The 18,092-nt window shown below is 41.5% G+C and carries 18 protein-coding genes; all 18 read left to right on the top strand.

The genetic code is table 11. The annotated features are described in order from the left end of the window. Positions 1-150 precede the first annotated feature (150 nt). The 18 genes from H540_RS0100560 (at position 151) to opuFB (ending at position 18,086) form a co-directional block, all read left to right on the top strand. Entirely contained in the window at positions 151-486 is a 336-nt protein-coding gene (locus H540_RS0100560; protein WP_028398936.1) for a TraR/DksA family transcriptional regulator, read from the top strand. Positions 487-679: 193 nt separating this feature from the next. Next, on the top strand, positions 680-1,138 hold the full coding sequence (gene lspA, locus H540_RS0100565; protein WP_028398937.1) for a signal peptidase II: 459 nt from the start codon (positions 680-682) through the stop codon (positions 1,136-1,138). Positions 1,139-1,143: 5 nt separating this feature from the next. Beyond that, positions 1,144-2,058 (top strand): RluA family pseudouridine synthase, encoded by a 915-nt coding sequence (locus H540_RS0100570; RefSeq protein ID WP_028398938.1) that lies wholly within the window; start codon positions 1,144-1,146, stop codon positions 2,056-2,058. Between the two features lie 186 nt (positions 2,059-2,244). Beyond that, positions 2,245-2,787 (top strand): bifunctional pyr operon transcriptional regulator/uracil phosphoribosyltransferase PyrR, encoded by a 543-nt coding sequence (pyrR, locus tag H540_RS0100575; RefSeq protein WP_028398939.1) that lies wholly within the window; start codon positions 2,245-2,247, stop codon positions 2,785-2,787. 350 nt (positions 2,788-3,137) lie between these two features. Then, positions 3,138-4,052 carry an aspartate carbamoyltransferase catalytic subunit gene (locus tag H540_RS0100580; protein WP_028398940.1) on the top strand — a complete coding sequence of 305 codons (915 nt, stop codon included), beginning with the start codon at positions 3,138-3,140 and terminating at the stop codon, positions 4,050-4,052. Further along, complete coding sequence (locus H540_RS0100585) at positions 4,036-5,322, top strand: dihydroorotase (protein ID WP_028398941.1); 1,287 nt, start codon at positions 4,036-4,038, stop codon at positions 5,320-5,322. Before H540_RS0100580 ends, H540_RS0100585 begins: the two co-directional genes overlap by 17 nt. Further along, a complete protein-coding gene (locus tag H540_RS0100590; RefSeq protein ID WP_028398942.1) occupies positions 5,319-6,416 on the top strand; it encodes a carbamoyl phosphate synthase small subunit in 1,098 nt (365 codons plus the stop codon). The genes H540_RS0100585 and H540_RS0100590 overlap by 4 nt, the downstream gene beginning before the upstream one ends. Continuing rightward, positions 6,401-9,619 carry a carbamoyl-phosphate synthase large subunit gene (gene carB, locus H540_RS0100595; protein ID WP_028398943.1) on the top strand — a complete coding sequence of 1,073 codons (3,219 nt, stop codon included), beginning with the start codon at positions 6,401-6,403 and terminating at the stop codon, positions 9,617-9,619. The genes H540_RS0100590 and carB overlap by 16 nt, the downstream gene beginning before the upstream one ends. Further along, the gene (locus H540_RS0100600) at positions 9,616-10,395 is read left to right on the top strand and encodes a dihydroorotate dehydrogenase electron transfer subunit (RefSeq protein ID WP_028398944.1); all 780 of its coding nucleotides are present in this window, start codon (positions 9,616-9,618) and stop codon (positions 10,393-10,395) included. The genes carB and H540_RS0100600 overlap by 4 nt, the downstream gene beginning before the upstream one ends. After that, on the top strand, positions 10,392-11,330 hold the full coding sequence (locus H540_RS0100605) for a dihydroorotate dehydrogenase (protein WP_028398945.1): 939 nt from the start codon (positions 10,392-10,394) through the stop codon (positions 11,328-11,330). Before H540_RS0100600 ends, H540_RS0100605 begins: the two co-directional genes overlap by 4 nt. Continuing rightward, positions 11,302-12,018, top strand: coding sequence for an orotidine-5'-phosphate decarboxylase (gene pyrF, locus H540_RS0100610; protein ID WP_028398946.1), 717 nt, complete (start codon positions 11,302-11,304; stop codon positions 12,016-12,018). Before H540_RS0100605 ends, pyrF begins: the two co-directional genes overlap by 29 nt. After that, the gene (gene pyrE / locus H540_RS0100615) at positions 12,015-12,647 is read left to right on the top strand and encodes an orotate phosphoribosyltransferase (RefSeq protein ID WP_028398947.1); all 633 of its coding nucleotides are present in this window, start codon (positions 12,015-12,017) and stop codon (positions 12,645-12,647) included. The genes pyrF and pyrE overlap by 4 nt, the downstream gene beginning before the upstream one ends. 510 nt (positions 12,648-13,157) lie before the next feature. After that, a complete protein-coding gene (locus tag H540_RS0100620; protein ID WP_028398948.1) occupies positions 13,158-13,877 on the top strand; it encodes a YebC/PmpR family DNA-binding transcriptional regulator in 720 nt (239 codons plus the stop codon). 22 nt (positions 13,878-13,899) lie between these two features. Beyond that, positions 13,900-14,256, top strand: coding sequence for an HNH endonuclease (locus H540_RS28655; protein ID WP_034670084.1), 357 nt, complete (start codon positions 13,900-13,902; stop codon positions 14,254-14,256). Positions 14,257-14,462: 206 nt separating this feature from the next. After that, positions 14,463-14,645, top strand: a complete 183-nt coding sequence (locus H540_RS28660; protein WP_034670087.1) for an aspartyl-phosphate phosphatase Spo0E family protein — start codon at positions 14,463-14,465, stop codon at positions 14,643-14,645. Between the two features lie 466 nt (positions 14,646-15,111). Beyond that, positions 15,112-15,534: a MarR family winged helix-turn-helix transcriptional regulator gene (locus H540_RS0100635; protein WP_028398949.1), complete on the top strand. Its 423-nt coding sequence runs from the start codon at positions 15,112-15,114 to the stop codon at positions 15,532-15,534. Positions 15,535-15,601: 67 nt separating this feature from the next. Next, complete coding sequence (opuFA, locus tag H540_RS0100640) at positions 15,602-16,558, top strand: osmoprotectant update ABC transporter ATP-binding subunit OpuFA (protein ID WP_028398950.1); 957 nt, start codon at positions 15,602-15,604, stop codon at positions 16,556-16,558. Further along, positions 16,551-18,086 carry an osmoprotectant update ABC transporter permease/substrate-binding subunit OpuFB gene (gene opuFB, locus H540_RS0100645; RefSeq protein WP_028398951.1) on the top strand — a complete coding sequence of 512 codons (1,536 nt, stop codon included), beginning with the start codon at positions 16,551-16,553 and terminating at the stop codon, positions 18,084-18,086. Before opuFA ends, opuFB begins: the two co-directional genes overlap by 8 nt. The last annotated feature ends 6 nt before the right edge of the window (positions 18,087-18,092 follow it).

The raw sequence follows: 18,092 nt of genomic DNA on the forward strand, positions 1-18,092 counted from the left end.
CGCCTTTTAGGGCGGAGAACCTTATACTCTGTGCCTGAACGAGCCGGCTTCGTTTTTCTGTTCCCTTAATAGGAAAAAAGTGTGTTAGGTAACAGCGATGTTTTCGGACAAACTAAAGCTACATTTAACGGTGATGGAGGGAATTTCAACGTGAATGCAGCTTATGCCGACATTAAAAGAGAATTGGAATTAATACGTGAGGAATTAAAATATCGCCTGCAAAAAGAAAGACATGCCTTCTATTACACAGAAATGAGCGAAGAATTATTTGGAGTATTATCAGATGATGAGGAAAGAAAGAAAAAAACGGTTCTTCATCATATTCAGGAGGACTTAAAGGATGTAGAGCGCGCCCTTTTTAAAATGGATATTGGGATGTATGGCATATGTGAAGAAACAGGACAAACATTATCCTTTGATCAGCTTCGTGTTATGCCCACAGCGCGTACTATACACGAATTTTTATATGAACGTTTAACAGTATAGTGATTTTAATCAATCACGCTCTTAACGTCTGTTTCTGCTTCTTGCAGTGAAAGACATGTAAGGACGGGACAAACACAATAATGATATTTTACAACTTCTTTTATATTTTATACTCTCGCATGGACAGTTCATTGTGAAAACTTCTCAGCTATGCTAAAATTTTGAGGTACACTGTCCATGTGGGGGAAAAAAGATGATCTATTATTTGATAGCGTTATTTGTAATCCTGATTGATCAATTGTCAAAATGGCTGATTGTGAAAAATATGGAATTAGGAGAGAGTATTCCGATCATTAACGATGTGCTGTACATAACGTCTCACCGGAACAAAGGAGCTGCATGGGGCATTTTGCAAAACCAAATGTGGTTTTTTTATGTGATTACGATAGTATTCATTGCTGCTGTTGTGTATTACATGCGAAAATATGCAAAAACAGATAAGCTGTTGGGTATATCATTGGGACTTATTCTAGGCGGAGCAATCGGTAACTTTATTGATCGCGTTGTACGTAAAGAAGTTGTAGACTTCATTCATACGTACATTTTCTCATACAATTTCCCGGTCTTTAACGTTGCAGATTCCGCATTGTGCATCGGTGTAGCGTTAATTTTCATTCAGACGCTGCTAGAAGGGAAGAAAGCGAAGGAGTAGGATATATGGAAGAAGTAGTGCAAGTGACTGTAACGGAAGAACAAAAAGGCGAGCGCATCGACAAAGTGCTTGCAGGTGTGAATGAGGAATGGTCACGTTCGCAGGTGCAGCAATGGATTAAAGATGGTGTCGTTACCGTTAACGGACAAAGCGTAAAAGGCAATTATAAAGCAAAAGCAGGCGATGAGATTACAATCCTCATTCCTGAACCGGAGCCGCTTGATGTACTTCCGGAAGAGATGGACTTAGATATTTATTATGAAGATCAAGACGTTATCGTTGTGAACAAGCCAAGCGGCATGGTTGTGCACCCGGCGCCTGGGCATACGACTGGCACGCTCGTGAATGGCTTAATGGCTCATTGCAATGATTTATCCGGTATTAATGGTGTGATGCGCCCTGGAATTGTGCACCGTATCGATAAGGATACATCAGGGTTATTAATGGTTGCTAAAAACGATATGGCACATGAGTCGCTTGTGAATCAGCTTGTGGCTAAGACGGTAACGAGACGATATAAAGCAATTGTACATGGCGTTATTCCACATGATACAGGCACAATCGACGCGCCGATTGGCCGTGATAAGCATGACCGTCAAAGTATGACCGTAGAGGAAAACGGCAAGCATGCTGTTACGCATTTCCGTGTGCTCGAACGCTTTAAAGACTTTACCTTTGTAGAGTGTCAGCTGGAGACGGGACGCACGCATCAAATTCGCGTGCATATGAAGTATATTGGCTATCCGCTTGCGGGTGATCCGAAATATGGACCGAAAAAAACATTGGATATTGAGGGGCAAGCGCTGCATGCTGGAATTTTAGGGTTCAACCATCCTAGAACGGGTGAATACCTAGAGTTTGAAGCGCCGCTTCCGAAAGAATTTGAAGATACATTAGAGTATTTACGCAGATCATCTTGACATATGGCGAAAATTTTGTCATACTGACAACAGTTAAATAAGATCCTTTAACACAGCCCCGTGAGGTTGAGAAGGAAACGGTTTGAAAGATAAGGGGGAACTATACCCTTTTTTCAAAAAATCCTCTCGCACATGGCGGGAGGATTTTTTTGTCCTTCCTCTCAAATATTTTTGGAGGTGAATGAAATGCAGGCAAAAGCGATTGTACTGGACGAGCCAATGATTCGCAGGGCTTTAACACGCATTAGTCACGAAATTGTGGAGCGCAATAAAGGAGTGGAAGAATGCATCTTAGTCGGAATTAAGACGCGAGGCCTTTTCGTCGCAAAACGATTAGCTGAGCGGATTCAGCAGATTGAAGGAACGTCTGTTGCAGTAGGCGAACTTGATATTACCCTATACAGAGATGATTTAACACTTTATTCAAAGGATAAGGATCCGCTTGTAAAGGGTTCAGACATCCCGGCAGACATTACAAATAAAAAAGTAATCCTTGTAGATGACGTGTTATATACGGGAAGAACGGTACGGGCTGCAATGGATGCGCTCGTAGATATCGGCAGACCAGCGCAAATTCAGCTGGCAGTCCTTGCTGACCGCGGACACCGTGAACTGCCCATCCGCGCAGATTATGTAGGAAAGAACATTCCAACTTCCAGCGATGAACGAATTGTTGTTGAACTCGCTGAGGTTGACCAAGAAGACAAAGTCAGTATATATGAAAAGTAATGCCCTTTTAAATGCAGTCCCGTGAGGCTGACAAAGGGTCATGCTTTCTCATGCTTTTTAAGTATGGGATGCAGGACTCTTTGTGCAGCGGGCACAAAGAGTTTTTTTATTGAGGATGATTAGATATTCATGAAGCAGCAAGGTCGGCGCAACTGTGCTTGCAGCAATGATTAGATTCAGACCTGCCTTTGCCGAAAACAAAAGAAGAGACGCGCGTAAACGATTTAAAACAGCAATTATCGTAGGCTATATTTTAAATGAAGTCTTATGAGAATCAGGTATTTTTATTCACATATTGTTATAAACATTCACAAATGATAAAATGAAAAATAGAGAGATGAGGGATGATTATGAATCATTTGTTAACGATGAGCGATTTGTCGGAACAAGAAATTTCAGAAATCCTAAAAGATGCAGCAGATTTTGCGAGCGGCATGAAAATGAAAGCAGCGGAACAAACCTTTGTAGCTAACCTCTTTTTTGAAGCGAGTACGAGAACGCGCTTCAGCTTTGAGACAGCTGAAAAGAGGCTGGGGCTGGATGTTCTGAACTTTACTGCTGAATCTTCAAGCGTACAAAAGGGAGAAACCTTGTACGATACAATCAGAACGCTGGAATCCATCGGAACGAAGGCAGCAATCATTCGCCATCCTCAAGATCGCTACTTTGACGAACTCAGCAACTCAGTCGGCATCCCGATTTTAAATGCCGGCGACGGATGCGGCAATCATCCTACGCAGTGTTTGCTTGATTTGCTTACTATTAAACAGGAGTTCCATAAATTTCAAGGGTTGAACGTTGCGATTGCAGGAGACATACGGCACAGCCGCGTTGCTCGTTCAAACGCAGAGGCGCTGGCAAAACTTGGCGCGAATGTGTATTTTGCAAGTCCGGATGAATGGAAGGATGAGGAAAACAAGTTCGGCACTTATGCTTCTTTAGATGAACTAATTCCGCATGCAGATGTGCTTATGCTGCTTCGCGTTCAGCATGAGCGTCATGATGGATATGCAATGCAAGTGATGAGTGACTATCATAGACAACACGGTTTGACGCTAGAAAGAGAGAGACGGATGAAGCAGGGGAGCATCATTATGCATCCGGCTCCGATTAACCGCGATGTAGAAATTGCGAGTGAACTTGTAGAGTGTGAACGCTCACGAATTTTTAAACAAATGCAAAATGGCGTACACGTAAGAATGGCAGTATTAAAACGTGCTTTGCCAGGTATATTAGGAGGGGTTGCAGATGAATTACTTGTTTAGAAACGGACAGTTTGTAAATGAAAGCGGAGCATTGCAAGAAACAGACATTCTTGTGAAGAACGGTAAGATTGCCGCAATTGGAGCAGGTTTGCAGACAGATGGTGCAGAGGTAATTGACTTAAAAGGAAAATTAATCGCACCGGGCTTTATTGATGTGCATGTGCATTTACGCGAGCCGGGCGGCGAGCATAAAGAAACAATTGCTACTGGGTCGCTTGCAGCGGCAACGGGGGGCTTTACTACTATTTGCGCCATGCCAAATACAAAGCCGGTTCCGGATACGCCGGAGCATATGGGGAATTTGCAAAAGAAAATTCAAGAAACAGCTCATGTACGGGTGTTGCCGTATGCTTCCATAACAGTAAGGCAAGCAGGGTCTGAAATGACAGATTTTGAAGCACTGAAGGATTTGGGTGCATTTGCTTTTACAGATGACGGGGTGGGCGTACAGTCAGCCGGTATGATGCTGGAGGCGATGAAACGAGCTGCAGCGCTAAACATGCCAATCGTAGCGCACTGTGAAGAAAATACATTAATCAATAAGGGCTGCGTCCATGAAGGAAACTTTTCAAAAGAGCATGGAGTGAACGGCATTCCGTCTGTTTGCGAATCTGTCCATATTGCACGCGATATTCTGTTGGCGGAAGCGGCAGATTGTCACTACCATGTTTGCCATATCAGTACGAAAGAATCTGTCAGAGTTGTTCGTGATGCAAAGCGCGCAGGTATTCGAGTGACAGCTGAAGTAACACCGCATCACTTGCTTTTGTGTGAAGAAGATATTCCAGGACTTGATCCAGCCTTTAAGATGAATCCGCCGCTTCGCGGGATCAGTGATCGTACAGCGCTTATCGAAGGACTATTGGACGGAACAATCGATATGATTGCAACAGATCATGCACCGCATACTGCGGAAGAAAAGGCGCAAGGCATGCAGCGTGCACCTTTTGGAATTGTAGGATTGGAAACGGCGTTTCCGCTTCTCTACACACACTTTGTGGAAACGGGCATTCTGACATTGGAACAGCTAATCAAGTTTCTAACAGAAAAGCCGGCAGAGACATTCGGACTGGAAACAGGGCGCTTGGAGATAGGAAAAGAAGCAGATATCACAATTGTAGATTTGGAAATAGAACAGGAAATTGACCCAGAAACATTCGTATCAAAAGGAAAAAATACGCCGTTTGCCGGTTGGAAGTGTAAAGGCTGGCCGGTTATGACGCTTGTTAGCGGCAAGATTGCATGGCAAAAGGAGAGTGTGTTCGCATGAAACGACAGCTTATTTTAGAGGATGGAACAGTATTTATAGGAGAGGCATTCGGCGGGGATGTAGAAAAGTCTGGAGAAGTGGTTTTTAATACAGGAATGACAGGATATCAAGAAATTTTATCGGATCCGTCTTACTGCAGTCAAATCGTGACGCTTACGTATCCGTTAATCGGCAACTACGGCATTAACCGAGACGACTTTGAATCAATTAATCCATCTGTAAATGGGTTAATCGTAAAGGAGCTTTGTGAATATCCATCAAATTTCCGAAACGAGCTATCGCTCGGCGAATATTTAAAAGAACGAAATATTCCGGGTCTTTCTGGTATTGATACAAGAAAGCTAACAAGAATAATTCGAGAGCATGGAGCGTTAAAGGGTCGTTTATGCGACATGGATGCTGATATCAATGATGTTATCAGCGAGCTAAAAACAACGGTGTTTACCGGTCAGGTAAAATATGTTTCCACGAAGGATCCTTACCCGAGCCCGGGCCGCGGATATCGAGTAGTACTTGTTGATTTCGGCATGAAACACGGCATCTTGCGTGAATTAAACAATCGCAATTGTGATGTCATTGTCGTTCCGTACAACACAACAGCGGAAGAAATTTTACGCTTAAAGCCGGACGGCATTATGTTGAGCAACGGACCTGGAGATCCAAAGGACGTGCCAGAAGCAATTGAAATGATTAAAGGAATTATCGGTAACATCCCACTATTTGGTATCTGTTTGGGGCATCAGCTGTTTGCGCTGGCTTGCGGAGCAAATACAGTGAAGCTGAAGTTCGGTCACCGCGGCTCTAACCATCCTGTTAAGCATCTTGAGACGGGCAAAGTAGCCATTACAGCGCAAAACCACGGCTATACAGTAGAAGAAGCAACTGTTGCGAATACACCGCTTGAGATTACGCATGTGGCGCTAAACGATGGTACGGTAGAAGGATTGCGACATAAGCATGCACCGGCATTTACAGTGCAATACCATCCTGAGGCTTCACCAGGACCTGAGGATGCAAATGGATTGTTTGATCAGTTCTTAAATATGATTGAAAACTGCAAGAAAGAAGGGGAAGAGCTATGCCAAAACGCCTAGATATTAACACCATTTTAGTAATCGGATCCGGACCTATCGTCATCGGGCAAGCAGCGGAGTTTGACTATTCCGGAACGCAAGCATGTCAAGCTTTGAGAGAAGAAGGATACAAGGTAATTCTTGTCAACTCTAACCCCGCCACTATTATGACTGATACTGCGACGGCAGATAAAGTATACATTGAGCCGCTGACACTTGAATTTGTAAGCCGTATTATCCGCAAAGAACGTCCGGATGCAGTTCTTCCGACTTTAGGAGGACAAACAGGGCTTAACATGGCAGTGGAGCTGGCAAAGTCCGGCATACTGGAAGAGTGCGGCGTTGAAATTTTAGGAACGAAATTGTCTGCGATTGAACGTGCAGAAGACCGCGATTTGTTCCGTAATCTTATGAATGAACTCGGCGAGCCGATCCCAGAGAGTGTCATCATTCATACGCTGGAAGAGGCATATGAATTTGTAAATCAAATCGGCTATCCGGTAATCGTTCGTCCGGCATTTACATTAGGGGGAACAGGCGGCGGCATTTGCAGCAATGAAGCGGAATTGATTGAAATCGTATCAAGCGGATTGAAGCACAGCCCTGTTACACAATGCTTGCTCGAAAAAAGCATCGCCGGCTGTAAGGAAATTGAATATGAAGTTATGCGTGATGCAAATGATAATGCGATTGTTGTATGTAACATGGAAAACATTGACCCTGTGGGCGTGCATACAGGGGACTCCATCGTTATCGCACCGAGTCAAACATTAAGTGACCGTGAATACCAAATGCTGCGAAACACATCGCTGAAAATTATTCGTGCGTTAGGCATTGAGGGCGGCTGTAACGTACAGCTTGCGCTGGATCCTCACAGCTTCCAATACTATGTAATTGAAGTAAACCCGCGCGTCAGCCGTTCTTCTGCGCTTGCTTCTAAAGCGACCGGCTATCCGATCGCAAAGCTGGCAGCAAAAATTGCAGTAGGATTGACACTGGATGAAATCATCAACCCGGTTACGCAAAAAACATATGCATGCTTTGAACCGGCCCTTGATTATGTCGTTTCAAAAATTCCGCGCTGGCCGTTTGATAAATTTGAATCTGCAAATCGCTTGCTCGGGACACAAATGAAGGCGACAGGAGAGGTTATGGCAATCGGACGCAACCTTGAGGAGTCTCTTTTAAAGGCAGTTCGCTCGTTGGAATTAGGCGTATACCATCTTGAAATGGAGCATCTGAAATCCCTTGATAAAGAAACGATGAAAAAGCGCATTGCAAAAGCGGATGATGAAAGATTGTTCATCGTTGCAGAAGCAATCCGCCAAGGCGTTACAAAAGAAGAGATTCATTCTTGGAGTAAAATTGACTTCTTCTTCCTGCAAAAAGTAGAGAACATCGTCCGTATGGAGAAAACCTTAAAAGAAAATAAAGGTGATGTAGCAACCTTACAGGCAGCGAAGAAAATGGGCTTCAGCGACCGCTACATCGCATCTGTGTGGGATACAAACGAGCTTGCTGTCTATGAAACGCGTAAAGCGGAAAGCATCGTTCCTGTATACAAAATGGTAGATACATGTGCAGCGGAGTTTGAATCCTCTACGCCTTATTACTACAGCACATATGAGGAAGAAAATGAATCCAACGTAACAGACCGCAAGAGCGTAATTGTGCTCGGATCGGGACCAATCCGTATCGGGCAGGGAGTTGAATTCGATTATGCGACAGTTCACTCTGTATGGGCAATTAAAGAAGCGGGATATGAGGCAATCATTATCAACAACAATCCGGAAACTGTGTCAACAGACTTCAGTATTTCTGATAAGCTGTACTTTGAGCCGCTTACTATTGAAGATGTGATGCATATTATCGATTTGGAAAAACCAGAAGGGGTTATCGTACAATTCGGCGGTCAAACGGCAATCAATCTGGCAGCTAAGTTAGAGGCGCGCGGCGTGAAAATTTTAGGAACATCTCTTGAAGATTTGGATCGCGCAGAAGACCGTGATAAGTTTGAAGCAGCTTTAACAGCTCTAGGGGTACCGCAGCCGCTAGGAAAAACAGCGACTGAAGTAGAAGAGGCAGTGGCAATTGCGGAAGCAATCGGCTATCCGGTGCTAGTAAGACCATCTTATGTACTCGGCGGACGTGCCATGGAAATCGTATACCATAAAGAAGAGCTTCTTCACTACATGAAGAATGCGGTAAAAGTGCATGCAGAGCATCCTGTTCTAATCGACCGTTATATGATTGGAAAAGAAATTGAAGTAGATGCCATCTCGGACGGAACAAATGTATATATCCCGGGTATCATGGAGCACATTGAACGCGCTGGTGTTCACTCTGGCGATTCCATTGCAGTATATCCGCCGCAAAGCTTATCTGAAGCGATTAAAGAAAAAATCGTCGAGTATACGATCTCTCTTGCAAAAGGGCTCAACATCATCGGCTTGCTGAACATTCAATTTGTTGTGTATAAAGAAGATGTGTATGTAATCGAGGTAAACCCAAGATCAAGCCGTACAGTACCATTTTTAAGCAAAATTACAAACGTGCCGATGGCGAACATCGCGACTAAAGTTATTCTTGGAAACTCATTGGAAAGCCTTGGCTACACGACAGGTTATCATCCGGAGCGAAAAGAAGTGTACGTAAAAGCACCGGTATTCTCGTTTGCAAAGCTGCGTTCTGTAGATACAACATTAGGACCGGAAATGAAATCTACAGGCGAAGTAATGGGAAAAGATGTAACGCTTGAAAAAGCATTATATAAAGGACTTGTGGCATCAGGAATCAACATTCCGACACACGGTTCTATCATCATTACAGTAGCCGATAAAGATAAAGATGAAGCGATGGAAATCGCAAGACGCTTCTACGAAATTGGATACAACATTTTAGCGACAAACGGAACGGCAAAAACATTGATGCAAAACAATATTCCAGTACAAGTCGTAAACAAAATCGATTCAGAGGAATACAATTTGCTTGATATTATCCGCCAAGGAAAAGCGCAGTTTGTGATCAATACATTAACAAAAGGAAAACAGCCGGCGCGCGACGGTTTCCGCATCCGCCGTGAATCTGTCGAAAACGGAGTGGCTTGCTTAACATCTCTCGATACGACGAAAGCGATCCTCCGTGTTCTAGAATCCATGACATTCTCTGCTGTGGAAATGAAGGAAGCAACACCTGTAAAGCATCATGAGGTGATCTATTCATGATCCAAAAAGAAATGATGACAGTTGTCAGCCAAAAGGAAATCGCACACAACATTTATGAGCTTGTTTTGCAAGGCAGTCTCGTACAAGAAATGAGCGAACCCGGGCAGTTTGTACACATTAAGGTGGCAGAGGGAAATTCCCCTCTGCTGCGACGCCCGATCAGTATATGTAACATTGACCAAGAAAAAAGTGAATTTACCATGTTGTATCGTGCGGAAGGACAAGGGACGAAGGTGCTGTCTCAACAGCTGTCCGGAAGTAAAATTGATGTATTGGGGCCTTTAGGTAACGGGTTTCCTGTAGAGGAAGCAGAAGAAGGACAAATTGCATGCTTAGTAGGCGGCGGCATCGGGGTGCCTCCGTTATACGAATTATCCCAGCGTCTTGTTGCAAAGGGAGTGCGTGTGATTCATGTGTTAGGATTTCAAAATAAAGATGCCGTATTTTATGAAGAAAAGTTTGCGGAATTGGGCGAAACATATATCGCTACTGTGGATGGATCACACGGAACAAAGGGATTTGTTACAAATATATTAGATCAATATGGTATTACATTTGATGTGTTATATTCGTGTGGACCGACTCCTATGCTAAAAGCACTGGAGCAGCGCTACAGCAACAAGAAAGCTTACATTTCACTGGAAGAACGAATGGGCTGCGGCATCGGAGCATGCTTTGCTTGCGTATGTCATACACAAAGCGATCCTAACGGTTATTCCTACAAAAAGATTTGCAGTGACGGTCCGGTATTCAAGGTTGGGGAGGTTGTGCTATGAAGAAGCTACATGTAGAATTGCCAGGGTTATCGTTAAAAAATCCAATCATGCCGGCATCTGGCTGCTTCGGATTTGGTCGCGAGTTTGCGAACTTGTATGACTTGAGCACACTCGGCTCTATCATGATTAAAGCGACAACGGCAGAGCCGCGTTTTGGTAACCCGACACCGCGTGTAGCGGAAACATCAGCAGGCATGCTCAATGCAATCGGTCTGCAAAATCCTGGATTAGATAAAGTGATGAAGGAAGAGCTTCCATGGCTTGGGCAATTCGATGTACCCATCATCGCAAATGTTGCAGGTTCGCAAGCAGAAGATTACGTAAAAGTAGCGGCAGAAATTTCAAAAGCATCGAATGTGCATGCATTGGAGCTGAATATATCTTGTCCGAACGTTAAAACAGGTGGAATTGCGTTCGGAACAGTGCCGGAAATTGCGGCAGACTTAACGAGACAGGTGAAAGAAGTTTCTGAGGTGCCTGTGTACGTGAAGCTTTCGCCGAATGTAGCAAACATTGTGGACATCGCGAAGGCAATTGAACAAGCGGGAGCGGACGGGTTAACAATGATTAACACGCTTCTTGGCATGCGCTTGGACTTGAAAACAGGAAAACCGGTTTTAGCGAACCGCACAGGCGGCTTGTCCGGTCCGGCTATCAAGCCGGTTGCCCTTCGCATGATTTATGAAGTAAGTCAAGTAGTAAATATCCCAATTATCGGAATGGGAGGAGTCGAAACTGCAGAAGATGTGGTGGAATTCTTCTATGCCGGTGCAAGCGCGGTAGCAGTTGGAACCGCAAACTTTGTTGATCCGTTTGTATGTCCGACGATTATTGAAGAGTTGCCTCATGTGTTAGATCAGCTCGGATTTGAACATATTTCGGAATGTTACGGAAGGAGCTGGAACAATGGCACAATCGCTCATAGTCGCACTTGATTTTCGGAGCAAACAAGAAGTAGAAATGTTTCTCGGGAATTTTGAAAATGAAAAGCTATATGTGAAAGTCGGGATGGAGCTTTTTTACAAAGAAGGTCCGGCGATCATCACGTATTTAAAAGAAAAGGGACATCATATTTTCCTGGATTTAAAGCTTCATGATATCCCAAACACAGTAAAGAGTGCGATGCGCAATCTTGCAAGTTTAGGTGTTGATATGGTGAATGTGCATGCGGCCGGCGGAACAGCGATGATGAAGGCGGCGTTAGAGGGACTCGAAGAAGGAAGACAAGAGGGAACGAAACGTCCGCTTTGCATCGCGGTTACACAGCTGACGAGCACGTCTGAAGATGTGATGAAACGTGAGATTTGGATTGAAAAATCTTTAGAGGAAACAGTCGTACATTATGCCAAGCTAGCGCAAGAGAGCGGCTTGGACGGAGTGGTGTGCTCAACGCTTGAAGTGCCGAAGCTGCAAGAGGTTTGCGGTAAAGATTTTGTGACAGTAACACCGGGTATTCGAATGACTTCTGACAATGCGAACGATCAAGTTCGCGTCGCTACGCCTGCGCGCGCTCGTGAGCTCGGTTCTAGCTATATTGTAGTCGGCCGCAGCATTACAAAAGCAGAACAGCCGTATAAGGCTTATCAAGAAGTGAAACGACAATGGGAGGAACTTACTGTATGAAAAAACAAATCGCATCTCATTTATTAGATATCGGTGCAGTATTTTTACAGCCGAACGAGCCTTTTACATGGTCATCTGGCATCAAGTCACCAATTTATTGCGATAATCGTCTCACGCTTTCTTATCCAAACGTGCGAAAAGAAATCGCAAAAGGATTACAAACACTTATTGAAGAACATTTTCCGGAAGCGGAAGTTATCGCTGGAACGGCTACGGCTGGTATCGCGCATGCTGCATGGGTGAGCGATTTGATGAATAAGCCGATGTGCTATGTGCGCAGTAAGGCAAAAGGTCACGGCAAAGGTAATCAAATTGAAGGGAAAGTGACAGAAGGACAAAAGGTTGTCGTTGTCGAGGACTTGATTTCCACAGGCGGCAGCGCCATTACATGTGTAGAAGCATTGCGCGAAGCGGGATGCGAAGTTCTCGGTATCGTATCGATTTTCACATATGAGCTAGAATCAGGAAATAAAAAACTTGCAGATGCAAAGGTTGTTTCCTTCTCATTAAGCGATTATTCTTCCCTTGTAGAAACAGCGGCAGAAAAAGGTGTTATTTCTAAAGAAGACATGAACAAATTACAGGAATGGCGAAAAAACCCGGCAGATGAAGCTTGGGTATTAGCATAGATGACAGAAAAAGAGACTTCCGGATTGGAAGTCTCTTTCCTTGATGTAAATTAGTTCATGCTATTAATGAGTGTATTTCATTTACAAGTTGGAAAAATTACTCTCCGCACTTGATTCAAAGTTACTCTCATGACTTTCGATCTACAAACAAGTGAATTATAGGTCAAGAACAAATACAAATGTTTGTTTAAAATATTTTCCCATGGCCCATCCTCCATATCTGCTTTAGACTTGAGACTAGTGTTACTAGTTACGGGCATAAATATGTATAGACGAAGGAATCGGACTTGAAGAAGGAATTTATTTTGATTATTAAACTCTTAACAAATTATGCAATTGAGGTATAATATAATCTAGTGAATGAATGCAACATCTTCAATTAGTATTGTTTGTCAGCAATATGAAATCGTAACAAACTCTTTATAGTTATTTTGAAAAATTATTGAAGAAGCAGCTTATTTCATATTAATAATTTTGTGTAGATTCAAAGTTGAAAGAGAGTGGAACATTATGGGTCGTAAGTGGAACAATATTAAAGAAAAAAAAGCGTCAAAAGATGCAAATACGAGTCGTATATATGCAAAGTTTGGACGTGAAATTTATGTAGCAGCAAAGCAAGGTGAGCCAGATCCAGAATCAAATCGGGCTTTAAAAGTCGTTCTCGAGCGTGCAAAAACGTATAGTGTACCGAAAACGATTATTGACCGTGCGATTGAAAAAGCGAAAGGCGGTTCAGAAGAAACCTATGACGAACTTCGTTATGAAGGCTTCGGACCAAATGGATCAATGATAATCGTAGATGCACTGACAAATAACGTGAACCGTACTGCAGCAGAAGTGCGTGCTGCATTTAATAAAAACGGCGGCAACATGGGAGTAAGTGGATCTGTAGCCTATATGTTTGATGCTACGGCTGTCATCGGTCTTGAAAGTAAGACAGCAGATGAAGTGCTTGAAATATTAATGGAAGCAGATGTAGACGTACGTGACGTTTTAGAAGAAGATGAAGCGGTAATCGTTTATGCCGAACCTGACCAGTTCTATGCAGTGCAAGAAGCATTCAAGAATGTTGGTGTAACTGAATTTACAGTTGCAGAACTAACAATGCTTGCACAAAATGACCTAACACTTCCAGAAGACGCACAAGCACAATTTGAAAAAATGATTGATGTGTTGGAAGATATAGAAGATGTTCAACAAGTGTACCACAATGTGGATTTAGGTGAATAATACATGAAAGCAGACCTTTGTTATGAAAAGGTCTGCTTATTTATATATGAATGATAATTTTGACATGTCCATGTGCTATGTGCAATCAAAAGGGAGTATGGTATGCTTCTTTTCTTGGGTTTACCCTTACATGAACCACTACAAAGGTTTGACCGCTTCTGCACATCGCCGGATGATCTCTTCCCACTATCAAAATCCAGAAATAGCGAGCCAGTTTACACCAGATGAGATAGAGGATTTTAAATATGGAGGTGTTCCGGAAAGATTTACATGGCATCATCATCAAGATTTAACAACAATGCAAGAAGTTAATAAAGAGATACACAGAAGATTTCGTTATATGGGTGGCATGTCAGTAACTAAGAAGTTACAAGATTAAACAGGGTTTTGATTTAAGTACAGTTCTTCACATACTTGTCTATAATATAGACTTAACAATATGTCACATTTTTTTTCGTATTGTGCAGTATTACCCTTTGTCTAATTTTGGTAACGTTTGTCGAATCTATTTCATAATTTTAAATATCCTTCTATAATGTTTTGGTGTGCTAAAATCCATAATTTTACCTAGGAGAATTTAATAAAATGAACAAATTTACACTTGAATTATCTTTATTAAAACGTATAGATGAAATGAAAGAAACATTGGTAAAAGTTGCAAATAGTACAGGTATTAATAGCAATGAAACAATAACATGTAGCCAAGAGTTAGATAATTTACTAAACCTATATAGAAGCATTTTTCTAATTACGAGAAAAATAGATTAAGCAATGCTTCCTGAAATATAAGAATTTAGTCAGGAGTTTCCTGTCTATTATTTTTTATTTAAACCTTCGTAATATAAGTCAAATGCGAAACAATTGGAAATGCAAATTCATCTTAACTTTACCTGTTTGTACAATAAAAAAAGGACCGCCGCAGCAATCCCATCTTCAGCAAACGCATCCGTTACTTTAAGTATAACCCTTCACAATCTACATTTTAATTGAATTGTAAAAGATAATGTTCCTAGTTAAAGCATCAAGACAGGATAGTGTTTTTTATATAGATTCTGTTAATTAATTGTTGAAAATTTGTATCTACAAAAGGTTAACGGAGGTATTTAACAGATTTCTTCTAATAAAGGCTCTGTTAAAGCGTAATGTTGATTTTCGTCCTTTTCTTGTTCAACGAACGGGTGCAGAATAGTTTAATCACTTGAAAAAATATAGACATCTATGTATAATGGTAAACATGATAAAATATGATACAGCTTCAATGGTTGGAAAGATTAGAGATGCCGTAAACAATATGATTATGTCGGAGCTTGGAAAATACGGAGTGGATGGTATCGCTCCTTCTCACGGAGATATTTTAGTTCACCTTTACGAAAAAAACGGTTTATCTGTAAAGGAACTGTCTAAAAAAATCCATCGCACGCAGCCGACAGTTACAGTATTAGTAGATAAGTTACAGAAACTAGGTTATGTGGAGAGGATAAAAAGTAAGGAGGACAGCAGAGTAACTTTAATCAATCTTACAGAAAAGGGTATCCATCTGAAACCAATTTTTCGTGAGATTTCAGAAAAAATAAACACTGTCATTTACGGAGATTTAACAAATATCGAAAAAGAACAGTTAGAACATTTATTGGAAAGGATTTTAAACAGATTTTAATTTTTTTTGGAATAATACATAGATATCTATGTAATTGAAAATTTTACTAATTAAAAGGAGAGGTAAAATGATTCGATTTGAACAAGTATCGAAAAAATTCCCTAATGGGACCTTTGCCACAAAATCTTTAGATTTAGAAATAAAGAAAGGCGAATTTTTTATTTTAATCGGTCCCAGTGGCTCTGGAAAGACTACCACATTAAAAATAATCAATCGTCTCATTGATTTATCAGAAGGTACGGTTTGGATTAATGGGAAGAAAATAAGTGATTATGATATCAATGAACTACGTTGGAATATTGGATATGTCCTTCAGCAAATTGCGCTTTTTCCACATATGACAATTGCTGAAAATATAGCAATTGTACCGGAATTGAAAAATTGGGATAAAGAAAAAATTGCTGCGCGTGTAGATGAATTACTAAATATGGTTGGGCTCGACCCCAGAGTGTATCGAAATCGTAAACCTAGTGAGCTATCAGGTGGACAGCAGCAACGAGTTGGTGTACTACGGGCATTAGCTGCGGATCCAGAGTTTCTCTTGATGGACGAGCCGTTTAGTGCACTTGATCCATTTAGCCGAGAAAAATTGCAAGATGATTTACTGGAGATTCAACGGAAGATTAAAAAAACAATTGTTTTTGTTACACATGATATGCAAGAAGCCATGAAATTAGGAGACCGTATTTGTCTGATGAAAGATGGAGAAATCGTTCAAGTTGGGACTCCACACGAATTCTTAACAAATCCTGCCAATGATTTTGTACGCGAATTTGTTGGCAGCCGAAAATATGCAATTAATTTGAATGAACTTATCACTCCTGCTCCAGCAGGGGGAGCGTTGTTATCTGATATGAAAACCATTTCCTTATCTACTCCTTTAGAAGAGGTATTAGAACACTTAGAATTGAACGAACAAATCTCGGTAGAGGAAAATGGAAAACCAATAGGGATTATTAGCCGACAAACTGCGCTTAAGGTTATGTCTCAATATTTGAGAGAAGGAGGACAAATTAATGGATAATTTGGTAAGTGTATTTTCAGATAGGAAGTCTGAGCTTCTAAACGCTCTTTTGGAACATGTACAGATATCATTAATTGCTCTCTTTTTCTCATTGATTATTGCTATACCTTTAGGAATTTATTTAACTCGAAAACAAAGAATTGCCGAATTTATCATTGGCTTTACTGGAGTATTGCAAACCATTCCTTCTTTAGCATTATTAGGTCTGCTCATTCCGATATTTGGAATAGGAACCGTACCTGCTGTTATTGCACTGGTAGGTTATGCATTGCTTCCCTTGCTGCGCAATACCTATACAGGAATTAAAGAGGTAGACCCCTCGTTATTAGAAGCTGCAAGCGCAATGGGGATGAACAGGAGAAAAAGACTGTTAAAAGTCGAGCTTCCTTTGGCAATACCTGTGATCATGGCAGGTATCCGAACTGCTACCATTTTTATTATTGGAACTGCAACAATCGCGGCACTGATCGGTGCAGGAGGATTAGGGGATATTATCCTGTTGGGAATTGACCGGAATGATTATGCATTGGTGATACTGGGAGCAGTCCCATCCGCACTTTTAGCCATTATTTTTGACCTTTTACTTCGACAACTCGAAAGAATTTCGTTTAAAAAGATGATGGTCGCCTCTGGTGCCTTTGCATTGTTTATCATCCTAATCATTGGTTCGATGATTGGTCCGACATTTCTCAAAGGTGAGCAAAAGACGATTGTTATCTCTGGTAAGTTTGGTACAGAGCCGGAAATTCTAGACAATATGTATAAATTGCTTATAGAAGAAAATACAGACTTAAAGGTGGAGTTAAAGCCAGGTTTAGGTCCTACATCGTTTGTATTTAATGCGTTAAAATCGGAGGAAATTGATATTTACCCGGAATTTTCGGGGACTGTCATTTCTGATTTACTGAAAGAAGACCCAGTAAGTACAAACAGAAAAGATGTATACAAGCAGGCAAAAGAAGGTATGGCTGAGAAATTTAACATGGCATTGTTAGACCCAATGAAATATAACAATACCTATGCATTAGCTGTCCCGCAAGATTTTGCTGAAAAATATCAACTGAAAAAGATATCAGACCTTGTAAAAGTTCAACTGTATGTGAAAGCTGGATTTGATCCTGAGTTTGCAGACAGAAAAGATGGGTATCCCGGCTTGGCACAAGAATATGGATTACATTTTGATTCCGTTGTAACAATGGACCCATCAGTTAGGTATCATGCAATTAATACAGGTAAGGTAAATCTTGTTGTTGTTTATTCAACAGAGGGTGAATTAGAAAAAAATCATCTGGTTGTCCTTGAAGATGACAAAAACTTCTTTCCGCCATATCAAGCTTCTCCTTTATTACGAAAAGAAACCATTCAAAAATATCCAGAGATTGTACCAGCATTGAACAAACTTGCCGGTAAAATTACAGATAGCGAAATGCGAAGAATGAATTATGAGGTAAGTGTGGAAAGAAAAAGCGCCGAATCGGTTGCAAGAGATTTCTTAACAAAGTCAGGACTACTGAAAGGTAAAAAATAGCTTGAT

Origin of the sequence: Ectobacillus panaciterrae DSM 19096, from assembly GCF_000430785.1 — a bacterium.
GTDB classification, from domain to species: Bacteria; Bacillota; Bacilli; order Bacillales; family Bacillaceae_G; genus Ectobacillus; species Ectobacillus panaciterrae.